This is a genomic window from Paraburkholderia heleia NBRC 101817 (assembly GCF_000739775.1).
GTDB classification, from domain to species: domain Bacteria; phylum Pseudomonadota; class Gammaproteobacteria; order Burkholderiales; family Burkholderiaceae; genus Paraburkholderia; species Paraburkholderia heleia.
This window is the reverse complement of record NZ_BBJH01000029.1, coordinates 107,370-123,678: the sequence shown is the minus strand read 5'-3', so window position 1 is coordinate 123,678 and position 16,309 is coordinate 107,370. Positions and strand designations below refer to the sequence as shown.

Sequence of the window (16,309 nt, the reverse complement as noted above, 5' to 3'; positions counted from 1 at the left end):
CGCCGCCGCATCGAATCGCGCCGCTTATTTCAGCCCGAAATCCACGCGCGTCGTCGCGCCCTTGTCGTCGATGCCCTTGGCGTCCAGCCTGGGCGCCACGATGAACACGCGGCTCGCATCGACCTTGCCTTCGAAATACTGCTGTACCGCCTGCGCGCGCTGCTGCGCGAGGTTGCGCAAGGTTGCGTCGTCAACGGGCGCGTGGTCGGCCAGCGCCTGCTTCATGTCGTCCACGGGCAGCGTCTTCGTGAAGCCGATCATGTTGTGCGGCTTCTTGAAGTCGGCATCCTTATAGGCCTTGGTGAGGTACTTCTCGTACTCCTTGTCGTCCACCTTGACCTGCGAGGTATCCACGCTCTCGCCGTTGCCCACCGTGTCCTTCACCTTCTGAAGCCGCACGAGGCGATCCACGTACTGCTCGCGCAGCGCGGGCGTGTCCACGGCCGGATCGACGCGGCCGATCAGGTCGATCTTGACCGAAGGCTTGTCGTCGAGCGCCTTCACGATCGTGTCCAACTTCTTCTGGTCGGCATCGGTCAGCGTTGCCGTGCCCGCTGCGAATTCGACATAGCCGAGATCCTCGCCACCACCGCCAAAGGCGTTGGCGAGCAGCGTGAACGGCGCGGTCACCGCCTTCGCGATGAGGTTGAGCACCGCCTTCCAGATCAGGCCGCCCAAGCTGAACTCGGGGTTCGAGAGCGAGCCCGACACCGGAATGTTCACGTCGATCTCGCCCTGGCGGTTCTTGAGCAGCGAGATCGCGAGCCGCACCGGCAGCTTCGTGGCCGTGTCGTTGTCGATGTGATCGCCGAACGTGAGCTGGTCGATGAAGAGATGGTTGTTCGCCGTGAGCTGGTCGTTCGCGAGCTGGTAGTGCAGGTCGACATTGAGCTTGCCCTTCGTGATCGGGTAGCCCGCATATTTCGCCGAATACGGCGTGAGGTTCGTGAGCTCGATATCGTGCGCGCTCGCCGTGAGGTCGAGCGACGGCTTCTCGATGAGCGGGTTCACCGTGCCCTTGATCGAGAGCGGACCGTTCGCCGAGAGCTTCGCGGAAACATCCACGGGCGCCGGCGTCGTCGACTGCGTGCCGAACGCGCCCACCGTGCCGTGGATCTGCACGAGATCGGCGGTGTAGTTCGGCTTGATGAAGTTGTCGGTGTAGTTCACGCGGCCGTCCTGCAGCACGAGCTCGCCGAAGTGCAGGCGCACCGGGTGCTTCGGCGGCTGCGCGGCCACGACCGTCGCAGGCGCGGAAGCCGGCGTGGGCGCGGACGCGGTCTGTACGGGTGCGCTCGCCGCCTGCGGCGTGAGCGGCACGGGCTCGCGCGCGCCGGGCCTGGCGCTCGCATCCTGCGTGAGCGACTGCGCCGCGCCGGTTTGATGCGCAACCACGTCCTTGAGATTGAGCTTGCCTTGCGCGTCGAGCAGCACGCGGCCATAGAAGCCGGCGAAGGTCACGCGGCCCGCGTCCACGTCGGTGCCGCGCGCGTCGTCGTAATTCGCCTTCAGGTTCGTGAGCGCGAGCGAGCGCCAGCCCGCGAACGGGCCGGACGTGGCCTTGTCGAGCATGCGCACGTCCACGAGCGCCGCGTCGCCGCGATAGTTCGCCTTGAACGCCTTGCCCTGCTCAACCAAAAGCTGCCCGTTCATGTTGAGCAGCGCGCTCGCGATCACCGCGTTGAGCTGATTGCCGAAGTAAGGCTCGAACGCGGCGGCGTCGAGCCGGTTCGCGTCGATCTTGAGTTGCGCCGTGAGCGGCGTGGGGTTGATCTTGCCGCTCAGCGCGAGCGTGCCCTTGCGGTTGACGGTCGCCTTCAGGTCGATCGGCAGCGGGTGCCTCAGGTCGTCGCTGATCTGCTGGATCTTCAGGTCGAACGGCGTGATCGCGAGCTTGACCGGCCGCTGCGTCGAGCTGTCCGTGAAGTTGATCGTGCCGTTGTTGAGCGTCAATGCGTCAATCGTGTAACGCCAGGCCGGCCCTTCCTGCGCCGACTTCTGCGCCGCGCGTATCGCCGTGCGCTCGGGCGCCGCCTGGTGCGTGGAGGCGAGCTGCGCCAGGTCGATCTTGCCGTCCTTCTGGCGCTCGGCGTTCACCACGAGGCCCGTCACGGCCACCGAGGCGATCTGCGCCTTGCGCGCGTTGAGGTCGATGCCGCTCACCTGCACCGTGCCCTGGGCGAGCGCGATGGCCGGCTCCTTCGCGCCGCGCGCCGCGAGCTTGAGCGATTCGAGGCCGAGCGTGCTCTGGCCGACCTGCACGACGGCGGGCTGCTGCGCCCAGTCGGCCTTGAGCGCGGACGTGAGATTGAGCTTGCCGTCGAGGATCTGCGCGCCGCTCAGGTTGTCGATATACGGTTGCGCCTGCGGCAGGCTCACGCGTTCGAGCGCGAAGTTGGCTTCGGCGTTCCTGCCCGCCATGCTGAACGTACCCGACGCCCTGGCCGTGCCGCCGTCATTCGCGGTGGTCGCGAACGTAAATGGCGCGCCCGCCTTCGCGGTGCTCGAGAAGTTGGCGAGCGTGGCGGAGAGCTGGGTGAGGTCGAGGTTCACCGGCCGCGCGGGCAGATCGTCAGCGATGTGCACGGTGCCGTTCGTGAGCGCGAACTGGCGGATCGAGAGATCGAGCGGCGCGGGCTTTGCTTCCCCGGACGCCGCCTGCGCGCTCCGGGCACCCGAGGCACCCGAAGCGCCCGAAGCCGGCGCGGCGCTCGCGGCCTTGTTTTCAGCCGGTGCTCTTTGTCCCGCCGACGCGCCCATCAGCTTCTCGACGCTCAGCACGCCTTGCTTGTCGCGCGCGACCCACACGGTGGGCGCGTCGAGACGGATTTCGTCGAAACGATAGACGTTGCTGAACGGTTCGAGCGAGGCCGCCGCCACGTGCAGGCTGCGCGCGCCGAAGAACGGCGCGTTGGCGTTGTCGGTCGAGTCGAAGTCGTTCAGGTCGGTCGTGCCTGTCACGCGCAGCGTGGGCTTCTCGCCCGACATCACGAAATCGAGCTTGAGGTTGGTCGAGAGCTTGCCGCTCTTCACCGTGACGGGCAGCTTCGTCGGTGCGTAGGTGAGGAGCTTCGGCACGTCGAGGTCGGTCAGGCGCAGCTCCACTTCCGACTCGCGCGTCGCGGAAAACGGCTTGGTCCTGCCGTCGATGGCGAGCGTGCTCGCGCCGTCGATGCGCGCGCGCAGCATCGGCTGGACGAAGATATCGGTCTTGGAAGGCAGCGTGGCGATGAACGGAATGCCGAGCGACCAGCGGTCGATCACGTGCTTTTCGTTGAGCAGCCGATCGTCGAAGGTGATCTGGCCGTTCTCGATGCGGATGTTCGAAACCGAAAACTGCGCGGGCTTGCTGTTCGGTTTCGAGGGCGTCGAGAACTTCTCGATGAGGTCCGAGAAGTTGAAGTGCTGCGCGTCGAGCCGCACGATCGTGGCGCGCGGCGAGTCGAGCCGCAGCTCTTCGACGATGGGCGCCGCGTGAAAGATCGACGACCACGACGCCTGCACGACGGCACGCGAGACATCGAAGAAGTCGCCGTTGCCGCCGCGCTCGCCGATATGCACGCGGTCCGCTTCGAGACGCAGCGTGTACGGATTGAGCGCGATGCGGCCGATCGTGACGGGCCGGTCGAGCTGCTTGCTCAACTGCTGCTCGGCAACGTGGCGAATGATCGGCGGCGCGGCGAAGAAGCCGACCAGACCGAACACGATCAGGAAGATGAGGACGCCCGTGAGGATGCGCCGGGTGCGGGGCGCACGCGCGACCGCGCGCACCGATTGCAAGGAAGAGTTGAGCGACGCTTTGTTGAGGCTTGCCATGCTTGCTTGCGGATGAGGCGGCAACAGGCCCGCCGCGGGATGTGGGTCTGATGTCGGAAATCCGGGGATGCCGACAGCCGGAAGTATAGGTCCGATAGAAGATCGGACGGCGGGAAAACGCCGCCCTCGGCGCAGGTATTGCGCAACAAGAAGTAACAAGGAAAGTGCGGTTGCCCGGTATGTCGCGCGTGTTGCGCGATGCATAAGCATGCGGGCGTTGCGCGCTTGAGTGAGCTTATGCAGCGCAAAAAAAGCATTGGCGGGACAGCGTCCCGCCAATGCCTGGTTCAGCGCTTACTGCCGCTCGACGGCGGGCGGCTGCCAGCTGCCGTCGGTCGCTTGCGGCTTCGCGGCGTAGAGCCGCATCACAAGACGGAAGTCGCCATGCGGCGCCGGCACCCAGTTCGCGCCGCCGCGCGGCCGCCCGGCGCTCACGTGCACGTCGAGCGAGCCGTCGCGGTTGCGCCGTGCGCCGCTGCGGTCGCCGAACGCCACACGCACGGGCGCGTCGGCGTCGAGCGCGCCGTCGGTCGTATAGGCCGTGATCGACCAGAAGCCGCGCACCGGCGGCAACTGCTTTGCCGCGAAGTGGATCGTGTAGCGGTTCGCGCCGTTGAGCGCATGACCGTCGCTGTCCTGGCTCACGCGGGCGCGCACCTCGTCGCGTGCCGTCGGCAAACCCGGCGACGTGTACGCCGCATAGGCACGCAGCGCGTAGTCGGGGCCGTAGTTGCCCGCGTCGTCGCCCACCCAGAGCCAGCCGTTGCCCGCCAGCAGGTTGGGCGGCGGCGTCGCGGCGCGGGTGCGGCCATCGGCGAGGCCCGCCTTCACGACCGCGGCGTCCTTCGCCCCCGAGGGCAACTGCGCCGGGTCGCCCGGGTGCACGCCGATGTCGCCGAGAATCTTGAGCGCGTGCGCGTCGTCCGCCGCGGGCGGGTTGTCTTCCAGCGCCTGGGCGAGCCGGTCGAAGAAACCGTTCGCGTCGAGCGCAGCAACCTGGGCGGACGGCGTGCCCGGCGCGGCCGGATCGCCACTCTGCGTGGCGCCGGCCGGCTCGTTGCCGTGGCCGCCGCGAGCGCCGGACTTGCCGCGCGCGCTGCGATCGTCCCATTCGGAAAGCGCCGTGACCTGCAGGCCGTGCTGCAGCCGGCGCACGGCCGCGAGGTCGCCGCCGCCGCGCGTCTGGATGCGTGCGAGGAACCACACGTAGCGCGTCGATACCTCGACGCGCTTCACGCGCGCGGGCAGCGTACCCTTCCAGCCGACCGGCACGAATGCAATCGTTTGCGCTTTCAGACCGCTGACATGTTCGCCGGTCTGGGAGGCGGCAGTCGACCAGACGACGTTCGTCCACATGTCGAGCGCGCGCGCGTCCATGTAGCGGCCATGCGTGTCGGGCAGCGTGACGAGCACCGGCTCGCTCGAAACGTCGAGCCAGCCGCTGGAAGCCAGCGTGTCGAGGTTGGGTTCGGACGGGTTCGAAGCCCCGACGGGCGGCAGCGACTGCGCGTGGCGCAGCGTGTTCGGCGCGGCCTGGCCGGGCCCGCTGCCCGTCCCGGCTTCGCGCGCCACGTCCATCAGCACGAGCGGATAGCCGAACACATAGGAGTCGGAGACCTCGTCCTTCATCCAGCCGTTGCTCTTCGGCGCAACGTCGCCCGGCGCCGAGGCGCATCCGGCGATCAGGGCAACGCAGGCAAGCGCTGAGCAGCTACGGTACGTAGAGAATGCTCGATGTATTGTTGTCATTTGTTGGTTGTATTCGGTGCGGGCGGTCCATGAAGTGACGTCGACCGGCTGACCACTCCGCGCGCGAGCCCCCCCAGGGCCGTAGTCAGGTGCGCGCGACAAGGCGCCAATGCCGCCGGTTGGTATCGTATCGCTCGCGCATGGGCCTGAAAAGACTGCAGCGCGGAATATTGAGTTACAGCTGGATAGCTTGCGCCCAGGACTTCCCTCTGAAACGGAAGTGGCGTAGTGTCGCGCCCGTTGACGCCCCTTGACCTTCCCATGATGGGAACGTAGATACTGCTTGATATCGATGACAGCCAGTGCTCGCACCCCATCATGAATGAACCCCTCGTAGCAGAGCGCACCGATACCGCCGTGGCCGAATTCGAGATCCACGGCATGACGTGCGCCTCGTGCGCCATGCGCGTCGAGAAAGCGCTTGCCAAGGTGCCGGGCGTTACGCGCGCCTCGGTCAACCTCGCCACGGAAAAGGCGACCGTGGAGGCCAGCGGCGGCGTCGCGCCCGGCGCCCTCGTCGCCGCCGTCGAAAAGGCCGGCTATGAAGCCGTGCCCGTCGCCACGGAAACCGCCACGTTCGCCATCGGCGGGATGACCTGCGCTTCGTGCGCGAACCGCGTCGAGAAGGCACTCGCGCGCGTGCCCGGCGTGGCCGGCGTGAGCGTGAACCTCGCCACCGAGCAGGCCACCGTCAACACGCGCGCGCCGCTCACGGGCGAATTGCAGGACCGGCTCGTCGCCGCCGTCAAGAAGGCCGGCTATGAAGCCACGCCGCTCGCCGCCGACGAAGACGCCGCTGCCCCGGCGAAGCGCGCCGCCGCCAGCGACGAGGCACGCCGCGAATGGCGCGCCGTGCTGGTTTCGGCCGTGCTCACGGTCCCGCTCGTGCTGCCGATGTTCGGCCACTGGCTCGGTCTCGACTGGATGCTGCCCGCCGCGGCGCAGCTGGCGCTGGCGAGCGTCGTGCAGTTCGTGTTCGGCGCGCGCTTCTATCGCGCCGCCTGGAAGGCCGTGCGCGCGGGCGCGGGCAACATGGATCTGCTGGTCGCGCTCGGCACCTCGGCCGCGTATGGCGTGAGCGTCTATTCGATGCTCGCGCACCCGGGCGACATGGCTCATCTGTATTTCGAGGCTTCGGCGGTCGTCATCACGCTCGTGCGCTTCGGCAAGTGGCTCGAAGCGCGCGCGAAGCGCCAGACCACCGACGCGATCCGCGCCCTCAACGCGCTGCGGCCCGATCGCGCGCGCATCCGCGTCGAGGGCGCAAATGGCGCCAACGCAGAGGAGCGCGAAGTCCCGCTCGCCCAGGTTCGCGTGGGCGCCGTGGTGGTCGTGCGTCCCGGCGAGCGCCTGCCCGTGGACGGCGTTGTGCTCGAAGGCCGCAGCCACATCGACGAATCGCTCATCACGGGCGAAAGCCTGCCGGTGCCGAAAGCGCCCGACGATCCCGTCACCGCCGGCTCGATCAACGGCGAAGGCGCGATTCTCCTGCGCACCACGGCCATCGGCGCGGAAACCACGCTCGCACGCATCATTCGCCTCGTGGAAAGCGCGCAGGCCGAAAAGGCGCCGATCCAGCGTCTCGTCGACCGCGTGAGCGCCGTGTTCGTCCCCGCGATTCTCGTGATTGCGGCCATCACGCTGGGCGGCTGGCTGTTCGCGGGCGCGAGCGCCGAAACGGCGATCCTCAACGCCGTGGCCGTGCTGGTGATCGCCTGCCCGTGCGCGCTCGGCCTCGCCACGCCTGCCGCGATCATGGCCGGGACCGGCGTGGCCGCGCGCCACGGCGTGCTCATCAAGGACGCCGAAGCATTGGAGACCGCCCACAACGTGAGCGTGGTCGCCTTCGACAAGACCGGCACGCTCACGCTCGGCCAGCCCTCGCTCACCGCGTTCGATGCGGCCGAGGGACTCGAACGCGGCGAGACGCTCGCGCTCGCCGCCGCCTTGCAGCGGCAAAGCGATCACCCGCTCGCGAAGGCCGTGGTGCAGGCGTACGAGGCACACGCCCAGGCGTCAGGCGTTCCGGCCGGCGCCGCCCATGCGCGCGCGGTGCCCGGGCGCGGCGTGGAGGCCGAAGTGAACGGCCGGCGCCTCGCCATCGGCAGCGGCCGCTGGCTCGACGAACTGGCGCTCGCCGTGCCGCCCGCGCTCGCGGCCCGCGCGCGTTCGCTCGAAGCGGCGGGCAATACGGTGTCGTGGCTATTCGAGCCGCACGGCGGCGTCCTCGCCCTGCTCGCTTTCGGCGACACCGTGAAGCCCACGGCGCGCGAAGCCATCGCGAGCCTCGAGGCAATGGGCATCCGCAGCGTGCTCGTGACCGGCGACAACGCAGGCAGCGCGGCGGCCGTCGCCGCGCAGCTCGGCATCGGCGAAGTTCACGCGCAGGTGCTGCCCGACGACAAGGCGCGCACGATCCGCGACCTCAAGATCAAGAGCGGCGGCATCGTCGCGATGGTCGGCGACGGCATCAACGACGCGCCGGCGCTCGCCGCCGCCGACATCGGCATCGCCATGGCGACGGGCACCGACGTGGCCATGCACGCGGCAGGCATCACGCTCATGCGCGGCGACCCGGCGCTCGTTGCCGCCGCAATCGATATTTCGCGGCGCACGTGGCGCAAGATCCAGCAGAACCTGTTCTGGGCGTTCGTCTACAACCTGATCGGGATTCCGCTCGCCGCCTTCGGCCTGCTCAACCCCATGCTCGCGGGCGCGGCCATGGCGTTTTCCAGCGTGAGCGTCGTGACCAACGCGCTCTTGCTCAGAACGTGGCGGGCCCGCCGCTAGCGCAGAATTTCACGGCGCGACGTATCGCGCGAAACATAACGCAAGGGCGCTTCGTGCGCCCTTTTCTCCTTATATCGATATTATTCCGGGATCCGAAACATCCCACAGTCTGTACAGCAAATCGCGTGACCGATCGGAAAACTTTACATGTTTGTAAGGTTTTTCGGTCCTACCCCTAAAGGATCCCTCGCGCGCGCCGTAATGCGTCATACCAGCGCCTTGAAGGCGCAGGCTCCTTCTTGACACGCTCTATTCCGGAACCGGATCCATGCTTTCACGCTTATCAAGCCGCGCGAGCGTCGGCGTGCGCCTCGCCTTGCTATCGTGCGTGCTAGTCGCAGCCATCTTTGCAGCCTTCACATGGGCGATCACGCGTTCGGCGGCAACGCAGGCCGGCGACCAGGTACGCATGCGCATTGCCGAAAAGGACCAGTCGGTCGCTTCGTCGATCTCGCTTATCAACGGCGCGCTCGAAGCCGAAGTCGACCGCGCCATGCAGCTCTTCGAGAGCTTCCTGCCCGGCGCCTTCGCGCTCGACCCCACGCAGACGGTCGACATTGGCGGCCAGGCCACGCCGGTCTTCAAGTCCGGCGACCACGTGCTGAACCTGGACTTTACGATTCCGGACCAGTTTCTCGCGCGCAGCGGCGAAATCGCCACCGTTTTCGCGCGCAGCGGCGACGACTTCGTGCGCGTGACCACCTCGCTCAAGAAGCAGGACGGCTCGCGCGCGATCGGCACGCTGCTCGACCGCAAGGGCCCCGCGTATGGCCCGGTGATGGCCAATCGCACCTATACCGGCCTCGCCCAGTTGTTCGGCAAGCAATACATCACGCAATACAAGCCGATTCTCGATGCGAGCGGCCACGTGATCGGCGCGCTCTTCGTCGGCGTGGACGTGGGTGCGCAGATCGATGCGCTCAAAAGCGAGATCGCCAGGCTCAAGATCGGCGAGAGTGGTTATTACTTCGTGATGGACGCTTCGAACGGTCCGGCGCGCGGCACCTTCCTCGTGCACCCGGGCGCCGTCGGCAAACACTACGACGACGCCGACGCGCCCTGGTCGCGCATGCTCGAAGCGCGCGAAGGCACGCTCGACTACACCTCCGCCGACTCGACGCGCGGCGAGGGCGACGCGCGGGCGAAGTTCGTCTCGTTCATGAGCGTGCCGCAGTGGCAATGGCTCGTGGGCGGCGTCGCCGTGCGCGACGAGATCATGGCCGACGTGAACGCCACGCGCGACCGCTTCGCGGCCATCGGCCTCGTGCTGGTCGCGCTCTTCGCGGCGCTTTCGATCTACGCGGCGCGCCGCCTCGTGAGCCGGCCGCTCGACGCCGCAGCGCTTGCCGCCGGCCAGCTCGCCGCGGGCGACCTCACGGTGCGCATCGGCAACCGCAGCCGCAACGGCATCGGCAATGGCGACGCCGCGCACGCGCAGGACACGGCGGGCGCCGACGAGATCGGCCGCCTCACGCGCGCGATCGACGGCATCGGCGTGGGCCTCGCGCAGATCGTCGCGCAGGTACGCAGCGCCACGGCGCAAATGAGCGAGGACACCTCGCGCATCGCGCAGGGCAGCGGCGAGATCGCTTCGCGCATCGCGAGCCAGGCGAGCAGCCTGGAGGAGACGGCGGCGAGCATGGAGGAACTCACGTCCACCGTGCAGCAGAACGCCGACCACGCGACGCGCGCCAACACCGTGGTGACCAGCGCTGCGCAAGCCGCGCTCGACGGCGGGCGCGCCGTGAGCCGCGTCGTCGAAACGATGAACGACATCAGCCGCGCGTCGCAGAAGATCGCCGAGATTACGGGCGTGATCGACGGCATCGCGTTCCAGACCAACATCCTCGCGCTCAACGCCGCCGTCGAAGCGGCGCGCGCGGGCGAGCACGGCAAGGGCTTCGCGGTAGTCGCGAGCGAAGTGCGCGCGCTCGCGCAGCGCAGCGCGGCGGCCGCGAAGGAAATCTCGGCGCTGATCACCGAATCGTCGACGACGGTCGAGACGGGCTACCGGATCGCCGGCGAAGCGAGCACGACCATGCGCGGCATCGTCGCGCGCGTCGATGAAGTGCGCTCGATCATCGGCGAGATCAGCGTGGCCTCGCGCGAGCAATCGGGCGGCATCGAGCAGGTAAATATCGCGGTTTCGCAGATCGGCGCGGCGACGCAGCAGAACGCCGCGCTCGTGGGCGATGCGGAGCGCGCCGCCGCCGCGCTCAACGACCATGCGGCTGCGCTCGCCGAGCTGGTTTCCGTGTTCAAGGTTCGCGAGTAACGACGCGCAGGCTTCGGCGGAAATCGTGGAGCCCGGTTTGCTCCCTGGATATGCTCGTTAGCGAACACACCCCTACCCCAAGGGCAGATACCCTTGCGGGCGCAAGCAACAAGAAAATCGCAAGGGGAACGAGTCATGCAGGGTACCCAGCCGGGTTCGAGATACGCCACGCTGGATGGCCTGCGCGGCGCTGCTGCGCTGCTGGTCGTCTTCGTACACTTTCCCATGCTGTGCCACGTGCGTGACATCGAGCACGGCCATCTGGCGATCGATCTCTTTTTCGTCATGAGCGGCTTTGTCATTGGGAGTACGGCATCTATGTGCTTCATGTGCCGCTCGGATTCATCGTGCAGGACCTCGTGTCGCGCGCTCACACGCTGAGCCATCCGTCCCGGCTCATCGCCGCGGTGCTCGTGCCGGGCGTCGTGCTGCTTGCGTGGGCCGCCAATCGCTACTACGACGCGCCGGTACGCCGGGCGTTGCTCGCCCACCTGCGCGAGCGCCACGCGGCGCGCCCCGTCGCTACGGGCACGGGAGAAGCGCGCGCGACCCGCTGAGCCGGCCGTGCGAGACCGCGCTCATTGTCCCTGCGGCTGCGCCACCGGCGGCGTGTAGCTCGCGCTCGCACCCGGCGTGCCAGGGTCCGCCTCGTCGGGCGTCGGGGTCGGCGCAAGCGCCGGCGCCTGTGCCGGATACGAGGGCTGCGGGGCAGGCGCCGGTGGCGCGCTGGACGGCCCGATGATCGGCGGCAGACCCATGATCGCGCGCGCGGCCGCTTCCGCGGCCGCCGCCGAAGCGGCAGAAGGCGCCGATGCCTCAGAAAGCGCCGATGCCCCAGCCTCCGAAGCCGCTGCAGGCACAGACGCAGGTGCCGGGGCACTCACGCGTGGCGGCGGCGCATGCCGCACCGGCGACGCCGGTGGCGGCGCTTCGTGCTTGCCGAATAGCTGGTCCATCCACGCGCGCAGCTTCTCGCGGAAGGTTTCGAACGCACCCGGCGTCACTTCGGTGTCGAAGCGCGCACGCGGATCGACGAGGCGCGAGCGCAGCGCGCGCTGGAAGAAGTCGCCGACGATCGGCAGCGCGCTGCGCGCACCCTGCCCCCAGTAGTCGTCGAGCGTCACGCGGCCGTCGTCGAAGCCCACCCACGCGCCCGCCACGAGTTGCGGGTCCATCAGGATGAACCAGCCGTCCGTGTTGCCCTGGGTCGTGCCGGTCTTGCCCGCCACGTCGCCGCGAATGCCGAAGCGCGTGCGGATGGCGGAGCCCGTGCCGCGGTTCACGACGTCGCGCATCGTGTCGAGCAGCGTGCGGTCCGCCTCCGCCGAAAGCGCCCGCTCGGGCGAAGCGCTCCCGAACTGCGCGAGCACGTTGCCCTTGTGGTCCTCGATACTCGTGACCATGCGCGGTTCGAGATACTCGCCGTCGTTCGCGATGGTGCTGTAGGCGGAGACCATCTCCTTCAAGGTGACCGGACTCGTGCCGAGCGCGAGCGACGGCACCGGGTCGAGCTGGCTGTCGCGCACGCCCATCGCGCGCGCGAGCCGGGCGACCTTGTCCGGGCCTACCGTCTGCATGAGTTGCGCGGTGATGCGGTTGCGCGAGAACGCGATCGCGTCGCGCAATGTCATCGGGCGATTGCTCGGCGGCACGTCGTCGGTCGGCTTCCAGATTTCGCCGCCCGCCAGCGGGATCTCCACGGGCTGGTCGATGAACGTGTCGCCCGGCTTCGCGCCGGCCGCGTAGGCCGCGCCGTACACGAACGGCTTGAACGTCGAGCCCGGCTGACGGCGCGCCTGCTGCACGTGGTCGAACGGTTCCTCGGTGAAGTCTCGGCTGCCCACCCACGCCTTGATCTGCCCGTTGCGCGGGTCGATGGCAAGGAAGCCCGCCTCCACCGCGGTCTTGCTCTTGCAGAGGTTGCGCATGAAGGCGCGGTCGCCGGCGAGCTGCTTGAGCGCGTCGGCGTCGGTCGCGCCTGCGTCGCGTGCGCTCTTGTAGTCCTGCGTTTCGCGCATGAAGGTCGCGAACAGGTCGTTGCCGGCCACACAGCCGTTGCGTCCGCTCCATGCACCGTTGGCGATGCCCTGGAGCTGGTTCGTGTGCTGGCGCAGCGCGGCGCTTGCCATCTGCTGGAGGCGCGAATCGATCGTGGTGCGCACCACGAGGCCATCCGAATAGATGTTGTAGTCGTTGCGGTCGGCCCACGCAATCAGCCACTTGCGCAGTTGCAGCGCGAAGTGCGGCGCGGGGCCGGGCGGCTCGGTCTGGCGCTCGAAGTCGAGGCGCAGCGGCTTCTTCGATAGCGTGGCGTACTGCGCCTCGCTGAGCTTGCCGTACTTCACCATCTGGCCGAGCACGGTGTTGCGCCGCGCGAGCGCGCGCTCGGGATTGATCACGGGGTTGTAATAGGCATTGCCCTTGAGCATGCCGGTGAGCGTCGCGGCTTGCAGGATGTCGAGCTGATCCGCCGAAACGCCGAAGTAAGTGCGCGCCGCCATCTCGATGCCGTAGGCGTTGTAGAGGAACGGCACCGTGTTCAGATAGGTCTCGAGAATCTGCTGCTTGCTGTACACCGCCTCGATCTTGAACGCCGTGATTGCTTCCTTGATCTTGCGCGTGAGCGTGGGCGCGCGGCCGATTTCATCGGGATAGAGATTGCGCGCGAGTTGCTGCGTAATGGTCGAGCCGCCCTGGCGCTCACCCGAGAACGTGTGCAGCGCCGCGCCCGCCGTGCGCTTGAAGTCGATGCCGTGGTGCTCGTAGAAGCGGTGATCCTCGGTGGAAATCAGCGCATCGACCATGTGCGGCGAGATCTGCGCGAGCGGCACCCATTCGCGGTTCGAGGGCTTGAACTCGGCGAGCACCTTGCCGTCGGCGGAAAGAATCTGGGCCGGTTCGTCCACCCGCGCCTTGCGGATGTCGCCGATGCTCGGGGTGAACGGAATCAGCACGAGCACGTAGAGCACGACGAGCGCGGGCAACGCGCCCATCGCCATGAGCACGCCGCGCCGCGTGGGATGCCGCAGATGATGGAGCGCACGCGCCCCCAGCGGGCGAATAAACCCGCCCAGCCGCGCTGCGGCGGGCTTCAGGCGGGACAACGACAGCGCGATTCGATCGCGGATCAACGGCACGTAACGCTTCACGCGGCAGGTAGGGTCGGCTGGCAAAGCGTGAATCGTACCAAACTCGCAAGGCCGCTCCTGCTTCGCGCCGGGCGCAACGCTCCCGGTCGCCCGAATCGATGCCTGAATCGATGCCTGAATCGATTTATGACAGGGAGATGAAAACATCCTTCCAGATCGAGGAAGAATCCTCTCCAGTCACAGCCGGTTTTTCCCGCGCCTTTCACTCCCTACACTCCTTTCGCTGTTGCAAACCCGCTTTTGCACAAGCCGTGAAACAACAACGCTACAGGAACCCCGAATGAAGAACACCTTCTCGCTCACCACCGCTGCCGCCGTGATCGGCGCCCTCGGCACGCTCGCCGCGCCCGCCGCCCACGCGCAAAGCTCGGTCACGCTCTACGGCCTGATCGACGCCGGCATCATGTACACGAACAACGTCGCGAGCGGCAAGTCGTCCGGCGCGCTCTGGCAGGCAACGAGCGGCAACGTGAACGGCAGCCGCTTCGGCGTGCGCGGCAGCGAAGACCTGGGCGGCGGCCTGCATGCGGTCTTCGTGCTCGAAAACGGCTTCAACGTGCAGAACGGCAAGCTCGGCCAGGACGGCCGCATGTTCGGCCGCCAGGCCTACGTGGGCCTCGCGAGCGACCAGTTCGGCTCGCTCACGCTCGGCCGCCAGTACGACTCGCTCGTCGACTTCGTCGCGCCGCTTTCGGCCACGGCGGGCACCTTCGGCGACACGGGCTTCGCGCATCCGTTCGACAACGACAACCTGAACCACTCGCTGCGCATGAACAACGCGGTCAAGTTCACGAGCAACACGTATAGCGGCCTGAAGTTCGGCGCGCTCTATGCGTTCTCGAACAACACCGACTTCGCCGTGAATCGCGCCTACAGCTTCGGCGCAAGCTACACCAACGGGCCGCTCGCCATCGCCGCCGGTTATCTGCAGCTGAACGGCACCCAGGGCGCGACGGCGAGCAGCCCCGGCGCGGTGGACCTCGCGGAGTCGACGGCCAACGGCAAGGGCGGCTTCGCGCTCGGCGCCGACCGTCTGCGTTCGTTCGGCGGCGGCATCAACTACACGTTCGGCCCGGCCACGGCGGGCTTCGTGTTCACGCGCAGCGAGTACACGGGCACCAGCTCGTTCGGCTCGCAGCGCGGCGACATGAGCTTCAACAACTACGAAGTGAACGGGAAGTATCAGCTGAACCCGGCGTGGAGCCTCGGTCTCGCCTACACCTTCACGGATGGCCACGTGAGCAACACGACGACCTTCGGCGCCGATCCGAAGTGGAACCAGGTGGACGCACAGGTCGTGTACCGCCTTTCGAAGCGCACCGACCTCTACGGCGAGGCGATGTACCAGCACGCCACGGGGCACAACTACGTGGCGTTCATCAACACGGCGGGCGGCGCGTCAACGACTGCCAATCAGGTCGTAGGCACGGTGGGGTTGCGCGCCCGCTTCTGATCGCGCGCCGGATCACAGCACGAGCGACAGCACGATCGACACCCACACGGCAGCCGCGCCGCAGAGAAAGGCGCGGCGCGCCATCAGGAAACGCGATTCGTCGTTGGGCTTCGCGGGCGAGGTGGCGAGCCAGGGCACGCTGCCAAGGCAGGCGAAGCCCACGAGCGCGATGCCGACGACCACCCGGTCGCCGATACGCCAGGCCGTCGGCTCGTGCAGTCCCCAGTAGCCGAGCGCGATGAGGCCGATCGAAAACATCGTCGAGGCGGCAGAACTGAGCGCCACTACCGATCCCGTCGGAGATTGCATGGATTGCCTCCCTGCGCGCCTCGCGCTGTCGGGCCATTATCTGCGGGCGGGCTGGACGCGGCAACGCCGCGACCTGCTCACGCCCGCAGCGGCCTACGCGCTCGGCCGCACCATCTGGAACATCTCGCCGATTTGCGCGTAGTCGGCGCGATAACCCGCGCGCATGACGGGCTGGGCGGCGTGTGTGTCGAACAGGCCGTCCTTCAGAAATTCCTCGCGGATGTGCACACCCACCACCTGCCCCAGCGCGAGCCAGTTGTCCATGGGCGCGCCGTCCAGTGTGTTGAGCCGCACGACCTTCAGCAGCTTGCATTCGAGCGCGGCCGGCGACTGCGCCACGTGCGGCACCGCCACGCTGCGGCCCGGCGCGGCCGTGAGGCCTGCGAGCGCGAATTCGTCGACGTCGGCGGCGACCGGCGCGGAGGTGCGGTTCATCTGCGGCGCCAGCGCCTTCGACGTGAGATTCCAGACGAACTCACCGGTCTCTTCGATGTTGCTGATGCTGTCCTTGCGGCCTTCGCTGCAGAACCCGATGATCGGCGGAAACGTGGCGAACGCGCCGAAGAAACTGTAGGGCGCGAGATTGAGCGCGCCGTTTTTTGCGCGGCTGGAGATCCAGCCGATCACGCGTGGCGCGACGATCGCCTTGAACGGATCGTGCGGCAGGCCATGGCCCTGGGCGGGGTCGTAGAAGTAGGTATTGGACATGGGGTGAGAGGCGTAGCGATTTCAGTGCGGCATTACTATGACACGAGCCGCGCTCGCTCG

9 protein-coding genes are annotated in these 16,309 nt (G+C 67.7%); 4 read left to right on the top strand and 5 right to left on the bottom strand.

From position 1 onward, the window contains the following. Positions 1-24: 24 nt before the first annotated feature. Together BHE01S_RS23475 and BHE01S_RS23470 are read right to left on the bottom strand one after the other, a co-directional pair. Positions 25-3,816 carry a DUF748 domain-containing protein gene (locus BHE01S_RS23475; protein WP_042268231.1) on the bottom strand — a complete coding sequence of 1,264 codons (3,792 nt, stop codon included), beginning with the start codon at positions 3,814-3,816 and terminating at the stop codon, positions 25-27. Between the two features lie 294 nt (positions 3,817-4,110). Further along, the gene (locus BHE01S_RS23470) at positions 4,111-5,565 is read right to left on the bottom strand and encodes a DUF1254 domain-containing protein (protein ID WP_042268229.1); all 1,455 of its coding nucleotides are present in this window, start codon (positions 5,563-5,565) and stop codon (positions 4,111-4,113) included. A gap of 318 nt (positions 5,566-5,883) precedes the next feature. On the opposite strand from BHE01S_RS23470, the gene BHE01S_RS23465 reads away from it, so the two are divergent. The 3 genes from BHE01S_RS23465 to BHE01S_RS23455 all read left to right on the top strand — a co-directional run bounded on the left by BHE01S_RS23465 (position 5,884) and on the right by BHE01S_RS23455 (position 11,187). Then, entirely contained in the window at positions 5,884-8,355 is a 2,472-nt protein-coding gene (locus tag BHE01S_RS23465; RefSeq protein WP_042268225.1) for a heavy metal translocating P-type ATPase, read from the top strand. Positions 8,356-8,623: 268 nt separating this feature from the next. After that, entirely contained in the window at positions 8,624-10,630 is a 2,007-nt protein-coding gene (locus BHE01S_RS23460) for a methyl-accepting chemotaxis protein (RefSeq protein ID WP_042268222.1), read from the top strand. Positions 10,631-10,959: 329 nt separating this feature from the next. After that, a complete protein-coding gene (locus BHE01S_RS23455; RefSeq protein WP_157025591.1) occupies positions 10,960-11,187 on the top strand; it encodes a hypothetical protein in 228 nt (75 codons plus the stop codon). A gap of 21 nt (positions 11,188-11,208) precedes the next feature. On the opposite strand, the gene BHE01S_RS23450 is transcribed toward BHE01S_RS23455, so the two are convergent. Further along, entirely contained in the window at positions 11,209-13,725 is a 2,517-nt protein-coding gene (locus BHE01S_RS23450) for a penicillin-binding protein 1A (protein WP_042268311.1), read from the bottom strand. A 334-nt stretch (positions 13,726-14,059) separates the two neighbouring features. Between BHE01S_RS23450 and BHE01S_RS23445 the strand changes: the two genes are divergently transcribed. Further along, complete coding sequence (locus tag BHE01S_RS23445) at positions 14,060-15,232, top strand: porin (protein WP_042268217.1); 1,173 nt, start codon at positions 14,060-14,062, stop codon at positions 15,230-15,232. A gap of 12 nt (positions 15,233-15,244) precedes the next feature. Here BHE01S_RS23445 and BHE01S_RS23440 read toward each other — a convergent pair whose 3' ends face one another. Then, the gene (locus BHE01S_RS23440; RefSeq protein WP_042268214.1) at positions 15,245-15,541 is read right to left on the bottom strand and encodes a hypothetical protein; all 297 of its coding nucleotides are present in this window, start codon (positions 15,539-15,541) and stop codon (positions 15,245-15,247) included. 93 nt (positions 15,542-15,634) lie between these two features. Then, positions 15,635-16,249 (bottom strand): flavin reductase family protein, encoded by a 615-nt coding sequence (locus tag BHE01S_RS23435; RefSeq protein WP_042268212.1) that lies wholly within the window; start codon positions 16,247-16,249, stop codon positions 15,635-15,637. Positions 16,250-16,309: the final 60 nt, after the last annotated feature.